Source organism: Variovorax sp. dw_308, from assembly GCF_019207085.1.
GTDB lineage: Bacteria > Pseudomonadota > Gammaproteobacteria > Burkholderiales > Burkholderiaceae_C > Variovorax.
The window spans coordinates 117,858-135,163 of sequence record NZ_JAATOM010000011.1 but is presented as its reverse complement, the minus strand read 5'-3'; the positions used below and the strand labels follow the sequence as shown (position 1 = coordinate 135,163).

At 65.3% G+C, this 17,306-nt stretch carries 15 protein-coding genes and 3 tRNA genes; 6 read left to right on the top strand and 12 right to left on the bottom strand.

Annotated elements, in window-relative coordinates:
• Nucleotides 1-35: 35 nt before the first annotated feature.
• Nucleotides 36-863: a prolipoprotein diacylglyceryl transferase gene (lgt, locus tag HCU76_RS21290; protein WP_213954237.1), complete on the bottom strand. Its 828-nt coding sequence runs from the start codon at nt 861-863 to the stop codon at nt 36-38.
• A gap of 4 nt (nt 864-867) precedes the next feature.
• A complete protein-coding gene (locus HCU76_RS21285; protein ID WP_213954236.1) occupies nt 868-1,809 on the bottom strand; it encodes a LysR family transcriptional regulator in 942 nt (313 codons plus the stop codon).
• A gap of 103 nt (nt 1,810-1,912) precedes the next feature.
• Between HCU76_RS21285 and ilvD the strand changes: the two genes are divergently transcribed.
• A complete protein-coding gene (gene ilvD / locus HCU76_RS21280) occupies nt 1,913-3,601 on the top strand; it encodes a dihydroxy-acid dehydratase (protein ID WP_213954235.1) in 1,689 nt (562 codons plus the stop codon).
• A 21-nt stretch (nt 3,602-3,622) separates the two neighbouring features.
• Here the strand turns inward: ilvD and HCU76_RS21275 are convergent, their stop codons facing one another.
• Nucleotides 3,623-3,886 carry a TIGR04438 family Trp-rich protein gene (locus HCU76_RS21275; RefSeq protein WP_213954234.1) on the bottom strand — a complete coding sequence of 88 codons (264 nt, stop codon included), beginning with the start codon at nt 3,884-3,886 and terminating at the stop codon, nt 3,623-3,625.
• A 105-nt stretch (nt 3,887-3,991) separates the two neighbouring features.
• On the opposite strand from HCU76_RS21275, the gene HCU76_RS21270 reads away from it, so the two are divergent.
• A complete protein-coding gene (locus tag HCU76_RS21270; RefSeq protein WP_213954233.1) occupies nt 3,992-4,297 on the top strand; it encodes a c-type cytochrome in 306 nt (101 codons plus the stop codon).
• Here HCU76_RS21270 and HCU76_RS21265 read toward each other — a convergent pair whose 3' ends face one another.
• Nucleotides 4,298-4,795 (bottom strand): Yip1 family protein, encoded by a 498-nt coding sequence (locus HCU76_RS21265; protein ID WP_213954232.1) that lies wholly within the window; start codon nt 4,793-4,795, stop codon nt 4,298-4,300.
• Between the two features lie 79 nt (nt 4,796-4,874).
• Nucleotides 4,875-6,878 (bottom strand): acetate--CoA ligase, encoded by a 2,004-nt coding sequence (gene acs / locus HCU76_RS21260; RefSeq protein WP_218510566.1) that lies wholly within the window; start codon nt 6,876-6,878, stop codon nt 4,875-4,877.
• Nucleotides 6,879-7,032: 154 nt separating this feature from the next.
• On the opposite strand from acs, the gene HCU76_RS21255 reads away from it, so the two are divergent.
• On the top strand, nt 7,033-7,650 hold the full coding sequence (locus HCU76_RS21255; protein WP_213954230.1) for a TIGR00645 family protein: 618 nt from the start codon (nt 7,033-7,035) through the stop codon (nt 7,648-7,650).
• A 4-nt stretch (nt 7,651-7,654) separates the two neighbouring features.
• Here HCU76_RS21255 and fumC read toward each other — a convergent pair whose 3' ends face one another.
• Nucleotides 7,655-9,043, bottom strand: coding sequence for a class II fumarate hydratase (gene fumC, locus HCU76_RS21250; RefSeq protein WP_218510565.1), 1,389 nt, complete (start codon nt 9,041-9,043; stop codon nt 7,655-7,657).
• Nucleotides 9,044-9,112: 69 nt separating this feature from the next.
• Here fumC and HCU76_RS21245 point away from each other — a divergent pair, with 69 nt between their 5' ends.
• From HCU76_RS21245 to HCU76_RS21235, 3 genes are read left to right on the top strand one after another with little or no spacing between them, the layout of a single operon-like run.
• Nucleotides 9,113-10,666 (top strand): fumarate hydratase, encoded by a 1,554-nt coding sequence (locus tag HCU76_RS21245; RefSeq protein ID WP_218510564.1) that lies wholly within the window; start codon nt 9,113-9,115, stop codon nt 10,664-10,666.
• The gene (gene murI, locus HCU76_RS21240) at nt 10,663-11,475 is read left to right on the top strand and encodes a glutamate racemase (RefSeq protein WP_256354317.1); all 813 of its coding nucleotides are present in this window, start codon (nt 10,663-10,665) and stop codon (nt 11,473-11,475) included. Before HCU76_RS21245 ends, murI begins: the two co-directional genes overlap by 4 nt.
• 16 nt (nt 11,476-11,491) lie before the next feature.
• Nucleotides 11,492-12,259: a hypothetical protein gene (locus tag HCU76_RS21235; protein ID WP_218510562.1), complete on the top strand. Its 768-nt coding sequence runs from the start codon at nt 11,492-11,494 to the stop codon at nt 12,257-12,259.
• A gap of 6 nt (nt 12,260-12,265) precedes the next feature.
• Here the strand turns inward: HCU76_RS21235 and HCU76_RS21230 are convergent, their stop codons facing one another.
• The 6 genes from HCU76_RS21230 to lon all read right to left on the bottom strand — a co-directional run bounded on the left by HCU76_RS21230 (nt 12,266) and on the right by lon (nt 17,187).
• Entirely contained in the window at nt 12,266-13,570 is a 1,305-nt protein-coding gene (locus HCU76_RS21230; RefSeq protein WP_218510561.1) for an MFS transporter, read from the bottom strand.
• 34 nt (nt 13,571-13,604) lie between these two features.
• Nucleotides 13,605-14,237: a DUF6806 family protein gene (locus tag HCU76_RS21225; protein WP_218510560.1), complete on the bottom strand. Its 633-nt coding sequence runs from the start codon at nt 14,235-14,237 to the stop codon at nt 13,605-13,607.
• A gap of 19 nt (nt 14,238-14,256) precedes the next feature.
• Nucleotides 14,257-14,348 (bottom strand) — tRNA-Leu (locus tag HCU76_RS21220).
• A gap of 102 nt (nt 14,349-14,450) precedes the next feature.
• Nucleotides 14,451-14,524 (bottom strand) — tRNA-Cys (locus tag HCU76_RS21215).
• A gap of 86 nt (nt 14,525-14,610) precedes the next feature.
• A tRNA-Gly gene (locus tag HCU76_RS21210) sits at nt 14,611-14,686 on the bottom strand.
• 53 nt (nt 14,687-14,739) lie between these two features.
• Complete coding sequence (lon, locus tag HCU76_RS21205; RefSeq protein WP_218510559.1) at nt 14,740-17,187, bottom strand: endopeptidase La; 2,448 nt, start codon at nt 17,185-17,187, stop codon at nt 14,740-14,742.
• Between the last annotated feature and the right edge of the window lie 119 nt (nt 17,188-17,306).

Below are 17,306 nucleotides of genomic sequence, written 5' to 3'. Positions count from 1 at the left end.
GCACTTGGGCTTCGACGCGAGCCGACGGCGCCGGCTCAGCGGGTTGCGACCCTCACCGCCGGCCGACGCGCCGCCCAGATCCACAACCCGATGCCGAACACGATCATCGGCAGGCTGAGCCACTGTCCCTGGCTCAGGTTGAGCGCCTGCAGGCCGAGGAAGTCGTCCGGCTCGCGGAAGAATTCGGCGATGAAGCGGAACACGCCATAGCCGATGGTGAACACCGCCGCCACCTGTCCCTGCTTGCGCTCCTTGCGCGCATACACCCAGAGCAGCACGAACAGCAGCAGGCCTTCCAGCAGGAACTGGTAGACCTGCGACGGATGGCGCGGCAGCATCGATCCGCTTTGCGGAAACACCATGCCCCAGGGGAGATCGGGGCTCGAGAAACGCCCCCAAAGCTCCCCGTTGATGAAGTTGCCCACCCGCCCCGCCGCAAGGCCGGTCGGCACGCAGGGCGCGACGAAATCCATCACCTGCCAGAACGGCCGTCTGCGCGAATGCGCGAACCAGACCATCGAGGCGATGACGCCGAGGAAGCCGCCATGGAAACTCATGCCGCCCTGCCACACCATGAAGATCTCCAACGGATGCGACAGGTAGTAGCCCGGCTTGTAGAACAGGCAATAGCCCAGCCGGCCGCCGATGATGACGCCAGCGACACCGAGGAACAGGATGTCCTCCACGTCCTTGCGCTCCCAGCCGCCTGGGCCGCCTAGCGAGCGAAACGGCTCGTGCTGCAAGCGCCGCGTGCCGAGGAACCAGAACAAACCGAAGGCAGCCAGATAGGTCAGGCCATACCAATGAATGGCGATCGGCCCGAGTTGCAGCGCAACGGGGTCGATGTGGGGATACATGAGCATCCGGCTATTGTGCCAAGCCACGTTCCCGCACAAATTCGATGAAGCGAGCGAGCGCCGGGTTGTCGCTGGCCGCCGGCCAGACCAGGCTGGTTTCGCACCCGGGCAGCGCCAGCGCCGCGCGACGACGACCGGGCGGCGCGGCAAACTCGGCAGCCGTGCGATAGACCACGCCCGCCCGCCGGAATTGCGTGACGCTCTCCGGCACCCAGGCCACGCCGAGGCCGCCCGACACCAGGTTGACGATGGTCTGCATCTGGATCGCCTCCTGCGCCACCTCGGGCACGCGCCCGACCCCGTGGTACAGCGCCAGGATCGCGTCGTGCACCGAGGGCAGGATGCGGCGCGGGAACGCGACCAGCGGCTCGGCCAGCACCGCTTCGAGCGCGAGCTGCGCGACGCCCGCGAGCACGTGCTGCGACGGCACGGCCAGCACCAGCTGTTCCGATGCCACCGCCAGTCGAGCCAACCCCGCAGGCGCGGCGCCTGGCGAATGCAGCACCAGGCCCGCATCGATCTCGCCGCGCGCCAACGCCTCCAGTTGCACGTCCCCGGTGGCCTCGACGAGTTCCAGCGCCACCGCCGGACACAGCGCGCGAAATTCACGCACCCACGCCGGCAGCCGCTCAAAGCCGATGGTCGAGACAAAGGCCAGCCGCACCCGCCCCACTTCGCCCGCCGCGGCCGCCCGCGCCCGTGCCGGCAGCGCCTGGGCTCGCGCAAGCAATTCGCGCACTTCCGGCACCAGCGCAGCGCCAGCGGGCGTCAACGCGACGCTGCGGCGCGTACGGTCGAACAGTCGCGCACCGATCGCTTTCTCCAATTGCGCGATGGCCTGCGTCACCGGCGGCTGCGTCATGTGCAGGCGCGTGGCGGCGCGGCCGAAATGGAGTTCCTCGGCCACCGCCAGGAACTGCCGCCAGACGCGCAGATCGATCAATGCTGTCATTCATGCAGCATATCAATAGTCGCTTTGAAATGGATTGGCGGCAATCACAGAAGCGGCCGATACTTGGCGCCCCACGAGATATTCCCTGAGAGAGGCACACCACATGGCTGACACCCCGATCAACCGCCGCAGCATCAACATCGTCGACGGCAAGTCGCGCGCGCCCAACCGCTCGATGTTCTACGCGATGGGCTACGAAGAGAGCGACTTCAAGAAGCCGATGGTCGGCGTGGCCAATGGCCACAGCACCATCACGCCCTGCAACTCCGGCCTGCAAAAGCTCACCGATGCCGCCATCGAAGGCATCGAGGAAGCCGGCGGCAACGCGCAAGTGTTCGGTACGCCGACCATCTCGGACGGCATGGCCATGGGCACCGAAGGCATGAAGTACTCGCTGGTCAGCCGCGAAGTCATCTCGGACTGCATCGAGACCTGCGTCGGCGGCCAGTGGATGGACGGCGTGCTTGTCGTCGGCGGCTGCGACAAGAACATGCCGGGCGGCATGATGGGCATGCTGCGCGCCAACGTGCCGGCCATCTACGTCTACGGCGGCACCATCCTGCCGGGCCGCTACAAGGGCCAGGACCTGAACATCGTCAGCGTGTTCGAGGCCGTGGGCCAGAACGCCGCCGGCAACATGAGCGACGAGGACCTGCTGCAGATCGAGAAGCGCGCCATTCCCGGCACCGGCTCCTGCGGCGGCATGTACACGGCCAACACCATGTCGAGTTCGTTCGAGGCGCTGGGCCTGTCGCTGCCCTACTCGTCCACCATGGCGAACCCGCACGACGAGAAGCAGAACTCGGCCAAGGAGTCGGCCAAGGTGCTGATCGAGGCGATCAAGAAGGACCTGAAGCCGCGCGACATCGTGACGAAGAAGGCCATCGAGAACGCCGTCGCCGTAATCATGGCCACGGGCGGCTCGACCAACGCGGTGCTGCACTTCCTGGCCATCGCGCACGCCGCCCAGGTCGACTGGACCATCGACGACTTCGAGCGCATGCGCAAGAAGGTGCCGGTGCTGTGCGACCTCAAGCCCTCGGGCAAGTACCTCGCGGTCGACCTGCACCAGGCCGGCGGCATTCCGCAGGTCATGAAGATTCTTCTGAAGGCCGGCCTCCTGCACGGCGACTGCGTCACCATCACCGGCCAGACCATCGAGGAAGTGCTCAAGGACGTGCCCGACACGCCGCGCGCCGACCAGGACGTGATCCGCCCGATCGACAAGCCGATGTACGCCGAAGGCCATCTCGCGATCCTCAAGGGCAACCTCTCGCCCGAAGGCGCGGTCGCAAAGATCACCGGCCTGAAGAACCCGGTCATCACCGGCCCGGCGCGCGTGTTCGACGACGAGCAATCGGCGCTTGCCGCGATCCTCGCCGGCAAGATCAAGGCCGGGGACGTGATGGTGCTGCGTTATCTTGGCCCCAAGGGCGGCCCGGGCATGCCGGAAATGCTGGCGCCGACGGGCGCGCTGATCGGCGCTGGGCTGGGTGAATCCGTCGGCCTCATCACCGACGGCCGATTCTCCGGCGGCACCTGGGGCATGGTGGTCGGCCACGTGGCACCCGAAGCCTATGCCGGCGGCACCATCGCGTTCGTCAACGAAGGCGACTCGATCACCATCGACGCCCACAAGCTGGTGCTCGAACTCAACGTGCCGGAAGCGGAAATCGCGAAGCGCAAGGAAGGCTGGAAGCCACCGGCACCGCGCTACACGCGCGGCGTGCAGGCCAAGTTCGCGTTCAATGCCTCCAGCGCCAGCTCGGGCGCGGTGCTCGACAAGTACTGAAGCTGAAGACCCGGCGGGGGCTCAGCCCTTGCCGCGGCGCTTGCGGTTGGACGGACTGTTCAGCATCCCGAGCCGGCTGCGCTGCCGATCGATGCGCTCCGACTTGCGCTCGTTTTCCTTCTTGATGACCTGGGACTTGGTGTAGCCCGACCAATCGGCCCAGGCCCACCAGACCACGGCCAGCGCAAAGGGAATCAGCACGATCCACCAGCTCAGCGTGGCGACCGGACCCATCTCGAAAAACTTGAGAGCGACACCGAGCACACCCAATAGAAGAAACCACATGGCGCAAACCCTCGGGAAAGTTGATTGGTGCGCCACACCTCGCCGCGCACCGCGCTCCCTACAATCTCATCGGACCGACTGTAACGCAACGGATACGATTTCCCCATGAGAAGAACCCTCCTGCTGACGACCCTCGCAATGGCTGCGTCCGGCCCCGCCATGGCCGACCTCGCGCTTGCCACGTCGAAGAATTGCATGGCCTGCCACACCGTGGAGCGCAAGGTCCTCGGCCCCGCCTTCAAGGACGTCGCCGCCAGGTACAAGGATGACAAGACCGCGGCAGACAAGCTCGCGGCCAAGATCATCAAGGGCGGCAGCGGTGTGTGGGGCACCCTGGCAATGCCCGCCAATCCGCAGGTCAGCGAGAGCGAAGCCGCCCGCCTGGCGGCCTGGGTGCTCTCCACCAAGTAATCAGCCGCGCTGCGGAACGACCTCGCCAATGGCCGGGCGGAAGCGGTCTTCAAGTTGGCCGACATGCGCGGCCGTCGTGTTGTCCGACTCATCCACGCGCTGGCGCAATGACGCTTCCAGTTGCTGCACGCGGGCCAGCAGCACCTCCTGCCGCTGATTGGCCTGCGTCACCCGCGTGAGTTCCTGGGCTTCGAGGAAGCTGCGCAGTTCGGTGAAGCGCGACAGTTCGGCCTTGTCGGCCAGTTCGCGCTGCGATTGCAATTCCTTTGTGTGGCGACGCGTCTCCAGCATCACTGAGCTCTGCAGGTAGAACACGTAGGCCAGGAAAAACACGCCGAGCAGCGAAGTCAGCCCCAGCATGATCACGCCGAAGGGCGCAGTGACCTGCATGAAGCCGACCGACATCAAGGTCGGTTGAATGAGGATGCCCCAGTTCAACGTGGCCAGTGCCGCGATGAGCACCACCAGCAAAATCAAAATACCCGATCTGACACCCATGATTTCGTCCCCCGTCTGTTGCTAGAGGTCCGTTTGTAACTCACGCCGGCCAGAACGCCGTCCGACGATCGCTTCAACGTCAGTAGGCTTGCCCCAACTGTTCGAGGATGGCAGGGTTCTCCAGCGTCGACGTGTCCTGCGTGATGGCCTCGCCCTTGGCGATGGAGCGCAACAGGCGGCGCATGATCTTGCCGCTGCGGGTCTTGGGGAGGTTGTCGCCGAAGCGGATGTCCTTCGGCTTGGCGATCGGGCCGATCTCCTTGGCCACCCAGTTGCGCAGCTCGGCCGCGATCTTCTTGGCCTCGTCGCCGCTCGGCCGGCCGCGCTTGAGCACGACAAAGGCGCAGACCGCCTCGCCCGTCAAGTCGTCGGGCCGCCCGACCACCGCGGCTTCCGCCACCAGGTCGGTCTTCGAGACCAGCGCCGACTCGATCTCCATCGTGCCAAGCCGGTGCCCCGACACGTTCAGCACGTCGTCAATGCGCCCTGTGATGCGGAAGTAGCCGCGGTCCGCGCTGCGCACCGCGCCATCGCCGGCCAGGTAGATCGTGCCGCCCATTTCCTCGGGGAAATAGCTCTTCTTGAACCGCTCGGGGTCGTTCCAGATGGTGCGGATCATCGAGGGCCAGGGCCGCTTGATGACCAGCATGCCGCCCGCGCCGTTGGGGAGGTCCTTGCCGGTCTCGTCGACGATCGCAGCCATGATGCCCGGCAGCGGCAAGGTGCAGGAACCCGGCACCAGCGGCGTGGCGCCCGGCAGCGGCGTGATGACGTGCCCCCCCGTTTCGGTCTGCCAGAAGGTATCGACGATCGGACAACGCTCGTGACCGATGTTCCGGTGGTACCACATCCAGGCTTCCGGGTTGATCGGCTCGCCGACGCTGCCGAGGATGCGCAGGCTGGAGAGATCGGAGCGGTCCGGGTGCGCCTTCTCGTCGGATTCGGCGGCCTTGATCAGCGATCGGATCGCGGTGGGCGCGGTGTAGAAGATGGTGACCCGGTGCCGCTCGATCATCTGCCAGAAGCGCCCGGCGTTCGGATAGGTGGGGATGCCTTCGAACACCACCTGCGTCGCGCCGGCGGCCAGCGGGCCGTAGGCGACGTAGGTGTGGCCGGTGATCCAGCCGATGTCGGCGGTGCACCAGAACACGTCCTCCGGCCGCAGGTCGAAGGTCCAGTCCATCGTGAGTTTGGCCCACAGCAGGTAGCCGCCCGTCGCATGCTGAACGCCCTTGGGCTTACCGGTGGACCCCGAGGTATAGAGAATGAACAGCGGGTGTTCGGCGCCGACCGGCTCTGGCGGGCACAAGCCGTGCCCTTCCACTTCGGCCAGCGCCTCCGTGAAGCTGATGTCGCGGCCCTCGACGCGCTTCCAGTCCGTCAGCGTGCGCTCGTAGACCAGTACGGTCTTGATCGTGGTGCAGCCGCCCAGCTCGATGCCGTCGTCGACGATGGCCTTGAGCGGCAGTTCCTTGCCGCCCCGCAACTGGTAGTTGGCCGTGATGACCGCGACAGCACCGGCGTCGATGATGCGTTCCTGCAGCGCCTTCGCGGAGAAGCCGCCGAACACCACGCTGTGGGTCGCTCCGATGCGCGCACAGGCCTGCATTGCGATCACGCCCTCGATGGTCATCGGCATGTAGACGATGACGCGGTCACCCTTCTTGATGCCTTGCGCCTTCAGCGCGTTGGCGAACTGCGAGACGCGCGTGAGCAGGTCCTTGTAGGTGATCTGCGTAATGGCGCCGTCGTCGGCCTCGAAGATGATCGCGATCTTGTCCTCGGTCGGCGTGCCGATGTGCTTGTCGAGGCAGTTGGCGCTGGCGTTGAGCTCACCGTCACCGAACCATTGGTAGAACGGCGCATTCGATTCGTCCAGCGTGCGCGTGAAGGGTTTCGTCCATTGCACGTTCTCGCGCGCCAGGCGGGTCCAGAAGCCATCGAAGTCGGTCTCCGCTTCCTTGCACAGCGCCTCGTAGGCGGCCATGCCGGAGATGCGCGCGCCCTTGGTCGCGCGGTCGTCGGGCGGGAACACGCGGGTCTCGACCAATACGGACTCGATGTTCGTCGATGTGCTGCTCATGTCTGGATGTCTCCTCGGCCTTGGTGTGGATCGGGCGTAATGTCGATGGTGGCACTTACGGGCCACTGACGTTCACATCCTACGGCGTAAGGGCATCCCGCGTTCGCGGAGCAGGCGCTCCTAGAATTCGCGCCTTCGTCCCTCACAGCATCCGATGTCACTTCCTGATCCGTCTTCCGTCGCCCCCCGAACGGGATCCCCGCTGCGGCCCCTGCCCAAGCTCATCTTCGCGAGCCGCTGGCTGCAATTGCCCCTGTACCTCGGGCTTATCGTTGCGCAGGGCATGTACGTCATCCATTTCCTGGTCGAACTGACGCACCTGGTGCAGGCCGCGCTTGGAAGCGACCAGGCCCTGCAGGCGCTGATCACCGGCATCGGCTACAAGACCAGCGCGCCGATCACCACGCTGAACGAAACGGTGATCATGCTGGTGGTGCTCGCGCTGATCGACGTGGTGATGATCTCGAACCTGCTCATCATGGTGATCGTGGGCGGCTACGAGACCTTCATCAGCCGCATGGACCTCGAAGGCCATCCCGACCAGCCCGAATGGCTCAGCCACGTGAACGCGTCAGTACTGAAGGTGAAGCTGGCGATGTCGATCATTGGCATCAGCTCGATCCACCTGCTCAAGACCTTCATCAACGCCGAGAACTACACCGACAAGGTGCTGATCGCGCAGACCGCCATCCACATCACCTTCCTGCTGTCCGCGATGGCGATCGCCTACACCGACAAGATCATGTCGGCGATCGCGGAAAACCGGCACTGAGGTTTCAGCGACCGGTCATGTTCTCCGGGATCACCCACTGGTCGAACTGCTCGCCGGTCAGGTGACCCGAGGCCACGGCCGCCTCGCGCAGGCTGGTCCCTTCCTTGTGCGCCTTCTTGGCGATGTAGGCCGACTTGTCATAGCCGATGTGCGTGTTGAGCGCGGTCACCAGCATCAGCGACCGTTGCACGAGTTCCGTGATGCGTTCGCGGTTCGGCTCGATGCCGACCGCGCAGTGGTCGTTGAAGCTCACCATGCCGTCGGCCAGCAGACGCACGCTCTGCAGGAAGTTGTGGGCCACCATCGGGCGGAACACGTTGAGTTCGAAGTTGCCCGAGGCGCCACCGATGTTGATGGCGACGTCATTGCCGAATACCTGTGCCGCCAGCATCGTGACCGCCTCGCTCTGCGTCGGGTTGACCTTGCCCGGCATGATCGACGAGCCGGGTTCGTTCTCTGGAATGCTCAGTTCGCCGATGCCGCTGCGCGGTCCGCTGGCCAGCCAGCGCACGTCGTTGGCGATCTTGGTCATGCTGGCGGCAAGGGTCTTGAGCGCGCCGTGGGCATGCACCAGCGCGTCGACGCTGGCCATCGCTTCGAACTTGTTCGGCGCGGTGATGAACGGCAGTCCGGTGAGCCTGGCCAGCTCGACCGCCACCTGCTCCGCATAGCCCTTGGGCGCATTGAGCCCCGTGCCGACAGCCGTGCCGCCCAGCGCCAGTTCGCACAAGTGCGGCAAGGCGGCACGGACGTGCGCCTCGCCGTGCGCCAGTTGCGCCGCGTAACCGGAGAACTCCTGGCCCAGCGTGAGCGGCGTCGCATCCTGCAGGTGGGTGCGGCCGATCTTGACGATGTCCATGAAGTCGGCCGACTTCTGCGCCAGCGTGCCGCGCAACTTCGCGATGGCCGGCAGCAGCTTGTGGACGAGCGCCTCCACGGCCGCCACGTGCATCGCGGTCGGGAAGACGTCGTTGCTCGACTGGCTGCGGTTCACGTCGTCGTTCGGATGCACCATCCGCGCCTCGCCACGCTCGCCGCCCAGCAGTTCGCTCGCGCGGTTGGCCAGCACCTCATTGACGTTCATGTTGGTCTGTGTGCCAGAGCCGGTTTGCCAGACGACCAAAGGAAACTCATCCGTATGCTTTCCGGCGATGACCTCGTCGGCTGCGGCAACGATGGCGCCAGTCTTCTTCTCTTCCTGCAGGCCGAGCGCATGGTTGACCACCGCCGAGGCCCGCTTCACCTGCGCAAGCGCCTTGATGATCTCGCGCGGCTGCTGCTCGCCCGAGATGTCGAAGTTTTGCAGGGAACGCTGAGTCTGCGCGCCCCAGAGCTTGTGGGCAGGCACCTCGATCGGTCCAAAAGTGTCTCGTTCGATACGGGTCGCGGTCATGGTGCTCATCTGCGAAAATGGAGGGCTGGCCAGTATCGCGCCAGCCGCATAACCCTATAAAGCCCCACCATGACCACGACAATCCAGCAAGCCGATCTGATCGAATCCGTCGCTGCGGCATTGCAGTACATCAGCTACTACCACCCGACCGACTACATCGCGCACCTGGCCAAGGCCTACGAGCGCGAGCAGAGCGCCGCCGCCAAGGACGCCATCGCGCAGATCCTCACCAACAGCAAGATGAGCGCGACCGGCCAGCGCCCGATCTGCCAGGACACCGGCATCGTCAACGTGTTCCTCAAGGTGGGCATGGACGTGCGCTGGGGCGGCTTCACCGGCTCGCTCGACGACGCCATCAACGAAGGCGTGCGCCGTGGCTACAACCACCCGGACAACACGCTGCGTGCCTCGGTCGTGGCCGATCCGCAGTTCGACCGCAAGAACACCAAGGACAACACGCCGGCTGTCATCTTCACGGAGATCGTCCCCGGCAACACCGTCGAAGTCACCGTCGCGGCCAAGGGCGGCGGCAGCGAGAACAAGAGCAAGCTGGTCATGCTGAACCCCGGCGACAGCGTGGTCGACTGGGTGCTCAAGACCGTGCCGACCATGGGCGCCGGCTGGTGCCCGCCCGGCATGCTGGGCATCGGCATTGGCGGCACGGCAGAGAAGGCCGCGCTGATGGCCAAGGAAAGCCTGATGGACGACCTGGACATGCACGAGCTGCAGGCCAAGAAGGCATCGGGCGCCGAGCTGACGAAGGTCGAGGCCCTGCGCATCGAGCTGTACGAGAAGGTCAATGCGCTGGGCATCGGTGCGCAGGGCCTGGGCGGCCTGTCGACCGTGCTCGACATCAAGATCAAGATGTACCCCACGCACGCGGCCAGCAAGCCCGTGGCGATGATCCCCAACTGCGCGGCCACGCGCCATGCGCACTTCGTGCTGGACGGCAGCGGCGCCGTCTACCTCACGCCGCCCTCGCTCGACCTGTGGCCCGACGTCAACTGGGCGCCCGACTACAACAAGAGCAAGAAGGTCAACCTCGACACGCTCACACCCGAAGAAGTCGCGAGCTGGAAACCCGGCGACACGCTGCTGCTCAACGGCAAGATGCTCACCGGCCGCGACGCCGCACACAAGCGCATCCAGGGCATGCTGGCCAAGGGCGAGAAACTGCCGGTCGACTTCACCAACCGCGTCATCTACTACGTCGGCCCGGTCGACCCGGTCAAGGGCGAGGCGGTCGGTCCGGCCGGCCCGACCACCGCCACGCGCATGGACGGCTTCACCGAGATGATGCTGGCCGAAACCGGCCTCATCGCGATGATCGGCAAGGCCGAGCGCGGCCCGGTGGCGATCGAGGCGATCAAGAAGCACAAGAGCGCCTACCTCATGGCCGTGGGCGGCGCGGCCTACCTGGTCAGCAAGGCCATCAAGACCGCGAAGATCATCGGCTTCGAGGACCTGGGCATGGAAGCCATCTACGAGTTCGACGTGGTCGACATGCCCGTGACGGTGGCAGTCGATTCCGGCGGCACCAGCGCCCACATTACCGGCCCCGCCGAATGGCAGAAGCGCATCGCCTCGGGCGAATTCAAGACCATCACGCTGGAACCCGCTTGAGCGCATCGCCCGTCGGCGTGTTCGACAGCGGCGTGGGCGGATTGAGCGTCCTCAATGCGCTGCGCGCCGAATTGCCGCACGAGCGCTTCGTGTACTTTGCCGACACCGCGAATGCACCCTACGGCGAGCGCGGCGAGGACTTCGTCACGCAGCGCACGCTCGCGATCGCGGTCGACCTGGTCGAGCGGCATCGCATCAAGGCGCTGGTGGTGGCATGCAACACCGCGACCGCCGCGGCCATTCATCTCGTGCGAGAGACGTACCCCGACCTGCCCGTCGTGGGCCTGGAGCCCGCGCTCAAGCCCGCGGTGTCGCTGAGCGGCACCCGGAACATCGCCGTGCTCGCCACCCGCGGCACCCTCGACAGCCTCAAGTTCAAGAAGCTCCACGCCAGCCTGGCGGACCAGGCGAACTTCAGCCTGGTGCCGTGCGATGGGCTGGCGGCGGCGATCGAAAGCTCGAGCAACGCGGCCATTGCCGATCTGTGCGCCCGGTACATGCACGCGGCGGGCCGTTTCGGCACCGAGCCGGATCAGATCGATACGGTGGTGCTCGGCTGCACCCACTATCCCTTCATCGCCGACGAACTGCGCCGCCATGCGGGCCCGGGCGTGCGCTTCATCGACACCGGAGCGCCCGTGGCCCTGCAGACGCGGCGCCTGCTGGCTGCGGCCGCGACATTGGCTGATGAATGCGATGACAACATCGCCACCGTGCTCGAAACCAGCGGCGCACCACAGGCGCTGGCAGCCGCCGCGGCACGCTGGCTGCTCCAGCCCGCTGCACAGCCCGCCGCGGCGGCCCGTTGATGCATCCAGGACGAACGTGCCCACACCTCGATTCGCCGCGGCCCTGCTGCTTGTCCTGCCCGCGCTGACTGCGCACGCTGCCTGCGAGAGCGGCCTGGCCGAGCGCATGCACGCCAAGCTGCATCCCGACCGACAACTCGATGAGGAACGCGCCGCGTGCAAGCCGTGGCCCGCCTATCCGGGCCGCAGCATCGTCGTGCTGCCAATGCCGCGCCCCTCGTCCGACCCCGGCGTGACGGGCTACGACCTGGAGTTGCTCGTGATCCAGCGGCCCGACAACGGCAACACCGAGCGCGACACCATCCTGGCGCGCGCCTTCGAACCGAACGCGCTGACCGAGGACGCCATCGCCATCCAGGACATCCGCATCGACACCGGCCGCTACGCGCTCGCGGCCAACACGCGCGCCTTCGGCATCCGCGTGCGCTATCGCGGCGCGTCGCGCATCAACCCCTACGCGAGCGAGACGCTACAGCTCTACGTGGCACAGGGCGCGAAGGTGCGAAAGGTGCTCGACGAGATCGAACTCGACATGGACGGCGGCGAATGGGACAACACCTGTACCGGGCACTTCGAGCAGGTGCGCGGCACGCTGGCAGTCGGCCACGCTGCGAGCGAGGGCTTCGCGGATCTGGTGGTGCAACGCACACAGACCGCGAGCCGCGCCGAGTGGCAGGAAGGCGGCGCCTGCATCGAGAAAGTGCTACCTGTGAAGTTGCGCACTTTCACGCTGCGCTACGACGGCGAGCGCTACCCGATTCCCAAGGCGCTGCGCAACGAGTGAGTGATCTCAGCGTAGTGCGGCCGCGCGACCACGCCTCATGTCGATCGGCATCAGCAGCAACAGCCCGACAATGAACAAGCCCGTGGTCGCGAAGATCGCGATGCGCTGGTTGCCGCCGGCCATCCATGTGATGGCGCCATAGCTCAAGGGCCCGATGATGCTTGCCAGCCGCGTCGCAAAACTCCACAGCCCGAAGAACTCACCCAGCTGCTGCGGCGGCGCCAGCACGCCCGCCATGGCACGTCCGGCCGATTGGCTGGAACCCATCGCCAGCCCCGCAATGGTGGCGGCGCACCAGAAGCCGCCCTTGCTGGTGACCGAGCCGGCGATGATGCACACCGCGATCCAGGCCACCAGCGTCGTCGACAGCGCGATCTTGTGGCCGATGCGGTCCTGCAGATAGCCGAAACTGAAAGCACCCGCCGCCGCGGCCAGGTTCAACGCGAAGATCAGGACCATGGTCTCCTGCGGCTTGAAGCCGATCACCTGCTCCGCATAGATCGCGGCCAGCGTGATCGCCACCGCCACGCCGCCCTGGTAGGCCACGGTGCAAGCCAGCAGCCACATGACGTCGGAGAAGGCGCGCGCCCGCTCGAAAGTGCGGCGCAACTGGCGCCATGAGTCGCTCCACGAAACGCGCCCGGAAGCCACCGCAGGCCGGGCCCGCTCCGGCAACAAGACAAAGGTCGCGCAAGCCGCGAGGCCATACATCAGCGCGGTGACAAGCATCGTCACCGGCACGAAGTGCGAGTCCGGCAGCCCCCGCGCCTGCGCCCACAGCACGTAGGCGAGACACAGGCCCAGCGTCAGCATGCCGCCGATGTAGCCGAATGCCCAGCCCCAGCCGCTGACCTTGCCCATGCCGTCGGCTGTGGCCAGTTCCGGCAGGAAGGCGCCAGTCAGCGATTCGCCATACGAGTAGAAGGTGTTGGACACAATGATCAGCAGCATGGCCAACCCGACCGCTTCCAGGCCGGACAAGCGTGGCGTCAACGCCAGCGCGGCCGTACTGATCACGCACCCCGCGGTCGCCAGCATCAGCACGCGCTTCTTGGCCGCACGCAGATCCGCCCAGGCGCCGATCACCGGCATGGTGAACATCACGATCGCGTAGGCAATGCTCAGCGACAGCGTCCATGCGAAAGCACCCCAGGCGGCGCCCTTCGCCAGGCCACCGACGAAGTAGGCGGCGAACACGGCCGTGATGACGACCGTGGTGTAGCCGGAGTTGGCGAAGTCGTACATCGCCCAGCCGAACACCTCGCGCTTGCGCACGCCGGGATTCAGGGCCGATGAGGGAAATAGCGCCAAGTGGGTCTTGGGAAATTCGACGCCGGCGCCAGGGTCAGTGGAGGTGGCGCGGGCGGCGACCGCCGCCATGGCCACCCGCACCCGGCGCGCCGCCGCTCCCGCGCGGCCGCTTGCCGATTTCGAGCGAGCTGACCAGGGCATCGAAACGGTCGCCGAACAGCTTGTCGATCTCGCCGACCACGCCGCCGAGTTCGGAGCCGTCGAAATGGCGCTCCATCAGCGCGACCACGTCTTCGACGAGGAGGTCGCGTTGCACCTGCATGATCGCGGCCGGATTCGGGCCGACGAACAGCATGACGAAGTCGTCGCGCGATTCTTCGTCGGAATCGCCTTCTTCCTCGTCATAGTCGGTGTCGTAGAAGGTGATCTCGATGGCCGCGCCCTGCTCGGCCAGCTCGTTGAGCGCCATGCACATCTCGTCGAGTTCCTGGCGGAAATCCTCGTCGCCGGGGACGGTCCAGCACATTGTCAGCATGTGCTCCTTCTGGTCGAAGCGGATGCCGGGCTCTTCTTCATATGCGCTGGTGGCGCCGTCGGCAAGCGACTTGGCGCCTGCGTATTTCCAGAGCGGACGCAGCGCCTCCTGGATCTGGTCGAAGCTGACGTCGGCGCGCAGCGGCACGTCGCCGTGCACGTGTATTTCGAACGGAGCGTTGTAGCGAGGCATGTCTTGCTCCCTTGTAAGTTGGTGCCCGGGGCCGGAATCGAACCGGCATGCCCCTTTTCAGGAAGCGGCGGATTTTAAGTCCGATGTGTCTACCAGTTTCACCACCCGGGCAATGGAGGTCAATGCGTCGAAGATAACCCAAACAAAAACAGCCTCTCCAACGAAGTTGATGAGGCTGTCGAATCGGTCTTCTCGCGAACGATGACCAAGGAGTGGAGGCGCGATCCGGAGTCGAACCGGACTAACCGGATTTGCAATCCGGGGCATAACCGCTTTGCTATCGCGCCACGCTTGTTACTGACTTCGGCCACGCCGACGTATCGTCGATCGGTGGTCGAAAAAAAGGGAAGCGGTTGCTTCCCTTTTTCAAAACTGGAGCGGGAAAAGAGTCTCGAACTCTCGACCTCAACCTTGGCAAGGTTGCGCTCTACCAACTGAGCTATTCCCGCGTTTCGAGCCTCGAATTATATACCGATTTTCGAAGGCTTGGCAAACATGCCGCTCAATGTTTCACCGAAGACGAATCTTCGGCGGGTTGCACGGCACGCTGCTTGGCCAGCTCGGCGACCGCTGCCGCGGAGGCGGCGACCTCTTCGTCGGACAGCGGCGTCGGCGTCTTCTCCAGCGCGATCTCCAGCACCTTGTCGATCCACTTGACCGGGATGATCTCGAGGCCGTTCTTCACATTCTCGGGAATGTCCTGCAGGTCCTTCGCGTTTTCCTCGGGGATCAGCACCGTCTTGATCCCGCCGCGCAGGGCCGCCAGCAGCTTTTCCTTCAGGCCGCCGATGGCCGTGACTTCGCCGCGCAGGGTGATCTCGCCGGTCATCGCGACATCGGCCCGCACCGGGATGCCGGTGAGCGCCGACACGAAGGCCGTCGTCATCGCGGCGCCCGCACTCGGGCCGTCCTTCGGCGTTGCGCCGTCAGGCACATGGATGTGGATGTCGCGCTTCTCGAACATCTCGTCCTTGATACCAAGTCGGCGCGAGCGGCTGCGCACCACGGTGCGTGCGGCTTCCACCGATTCCTTCATCACGTCGCCGAGCGAACCCGTGCGGCTGATGACGCCCTTGCCCGGCATGGTCACGGCCTCGATCGTCAGCAGGTCGCCGCCGACTTCCGTCCATGCGAGGCCCACCACCTGGCCGACCTGGTTCTGCTTCTCGGCGCGACCGAAGGTGTACTTGCGAACACCCAGGAAGTCGTTGAGGTTCTCGCCGGTCACCGTGACCTGCGGCGTCATCTTCTTCAGCAGCAGGCCCTTCACCACCTTGCGGCAGATCTTCGACAAGTCACGCTCGAGCGAACGCACGCCGGCTTCACGGGTGTAGTAGCGCACGATGTCGCGCACGGCTTCCTCGGTGACCAGCAGTTCCTCTTCCTTCACGCCGTTGTTCTTCAACTGCTTGGGCAGCAGGTACTTCAACGCGATGTGGGTCTTCTCGTCCTCGGTGTAGCCGGCCAGGCGGATGACTTCCATCCGGTCCAGCAACGCCGGCGGGATGTTCATCGAGTTCGACGTCGCCACGAACATCACGTCGCTCAGGTCGAAATCGACCTCGACGTAGTGGTCGCCGAAGGTGTGGTTCTGCTCGGGGTCGAGCACTTCCAGCAGCGCGCTCGAAGGATCGCCACGGAAGTCCGTGCCGAGCTTGTCGATCTCGTCCAGCAGGAACAGCGGATTGCGCGTGCCCACCTTGTTGAGGCTCTGCAGCACCTTGCCCGGCAGCGCGCCGATGTAGGTGCGCCGATGGCCGCGGATCTCCGCCTCGTCGCGCATGCCGCCCAACGCCATGCGGGTGTACTTGCGGCCGGTCGCCTTCGCGATCGACTGGCCGAGCGAGGTCTTGCCCACGCCCGGAGGACCGACCAGGCACAGGATCGGCGCCTTCACCTTGTCGACGCGTTGCTGCACCGCGAGGTATTCCAGGATGCGGTCCTTGACCTTGTCGAGGCCGTAGTGGTCTTCGTTGAGCACTTCCTCGGCATGCGCCAGGTCGTGCTTGATCTTTGTCTTCTTGCTCCACGGCAGGCCGACCAGCACGTCGATGTAGTTGCGCACGACGGTCGCTTCGGCAGACATCGGCGACATCAACTTGAGCTTCTTGAGTTCGCTCTCGGCCTTCTTGAGCGCGTCCTTGGGCATCTTGGCGAGCTTGATCTTCTTCTCGATCTCCTCGATGTCCGCGCCCTCTTCGCCCTCGCCGAGTTCCTTCTGGATCGCCTTGACCTGCTCGTTGAGGTAGAAGTCGCGCTGGTTCTTTTCCATCTGGCGCTTCACGCGGCCGCGGATCTTCTTGTCGACGTTGAGGATGTCGACTTCGCGCTCGAGCTGGCCGAACAGGTTTTCGAGCCGGGCCTTGACGTCGGCCAAGTCCAGCACCGACTGCTTGTTGTCGAGCTTGAGCGGCAGGTGCGCGGCAATGGTGTCAGCCAGGCGGCCCGGATCGTCGATGCTCGAGATGGACGTGAGGATCTCGGGCGGGATCTTCTTGTTGAGCTTCACGTACTGATCGAACTGCTGCATCACCGCGCGACGCAGCGCTTCGATCTCGGTGCCGGTCTGCGCGGCGCCCTCGCCTCCGCCAATCGGGTTCACGTTGGCCGAGAAGTGGGTCTCGCCATCGTCGATGCGATTGACGCGGGCGCGTTGCTGGCCTTCGACCAGCACCTTGACCGTGCCATCGGGCAACTTCAGCATTTGCAGGATGGTCGAGATGCAGCCGACCTCGAACATGTCCTCGACGGCGGGCTCGTCCTTGGCGGCGGCTTTTTGCGCGACCAACATGATGCGGCGCTCGGCTTCCATCGCGAGTTCCAGCGCCTTGATGCTCTTGGCGCGGCCGACGAACAGCGGAATCACCATGTGGGGGAACACCACGACGTCCCGCAGCGGCAGCAGCGGCAGATCGATGGCTTCAGGTGGCAGGGGGGTGTGACCGGACATGCGAATCCTTCAGTGTGTCAGGCAAAGATGGAACGCGCCGCGCGGATTTCAAGCCCGCGCGGCGCGTTCAATGTGGGGCACACGCCAAATGGCGCGTGAAAGGTCGGCGTGAGGACCGC

What these genes read in the sequence shown, in the direction of transcription:
- HCU76_RS21285 (WP_213954236.1), bottom strand. Translation starts at nt 1,809, where the DNA reads ATGACAGCATTGATCGATCTGCGCGTCTGGCGGCAGTTCCTGGCGGTG.
- HCU76_RS21265 (WP_213954232.1), bottom strand. Translation starts at nt 4,795, where the DNA reads ATGGGTGTCAGATCGGGTATTTTGATTTTGCTGGTGGTGCTCATCGCG.
- HCU76_RS21255 (WP_213954230.1), top strand. Translation starts at nt 7,033, where the DNA reads ATGTCACTTCCTGATCCGTCTTCCGTCGCCCCCCGAACGGGATCCCCG.
- fumC (WP_218510565.1), bottom strand. Translation starts at nt 9,043, where the DNA reads ATGACCGCGACCCGTATCGAACGAGACACTTTTGGACCGATCGAGGTG.
- lgt (WP_213954237.1), bottom strand. Translation starts at nt 863, where the DNA reads ATGCTCATGTATCCCCACATCGACCCCGTTGCGCTGCAACTCGGGCCG.
- HCU76_RS21225 (WP_218510560.1), bottom strand. Translation starts at nt 14,237, where the DNA reads ATGCCTCGCTACAACGCTCCGTTCGAAATACACGTGCACGGCGACGTG.
- lon (WP_218510559.1), bottom strand. Translation starts at nt 17,187, where the DNA reads ATGTCCGGTCACACCCCCCTGCCACCTGAAGCCATCGATCTGCCGCTG.
- HCU76_RS21270 (WP_213954233.1), top strand. Translation starts at nt 3,992, where the DNA reads ATGAGAAGAACCCTCCTGCTGACGACCCTCGCAATGGCTGCGTCCGGC.
- HCU76_RS21275 (WP_213954234.1), bottom strand. Translation starts at nt 3,886, where the DNA reads ATGTGGTTTCTTCTATTGGGTGTGCTCGGTGTCGCTCTCAAGTTTTTC.
- ilvD (WP_213954235.1), top strand. Translation starts at nt 1,913, where the DNA reads ATGGCTGACACCCCGATCAACCGCCGCAGCATCAACATCGTCGACGGC.
- acs (WP_218510566.1), bottom strand. Translation starts at nt 6,878, where the DNA reads ATGAGCAGCACATCGACGAACATCGAGTCCGTATTGGTCGAGACCCGC.
- HCU76_RS21245 (WP_218510564.1), top strand. Translation starts at nt 9,113, where the DNA reads ATGACCACGACAATCCAGCAAGCCGATCTGATCGAATCCGTCGCTGCG.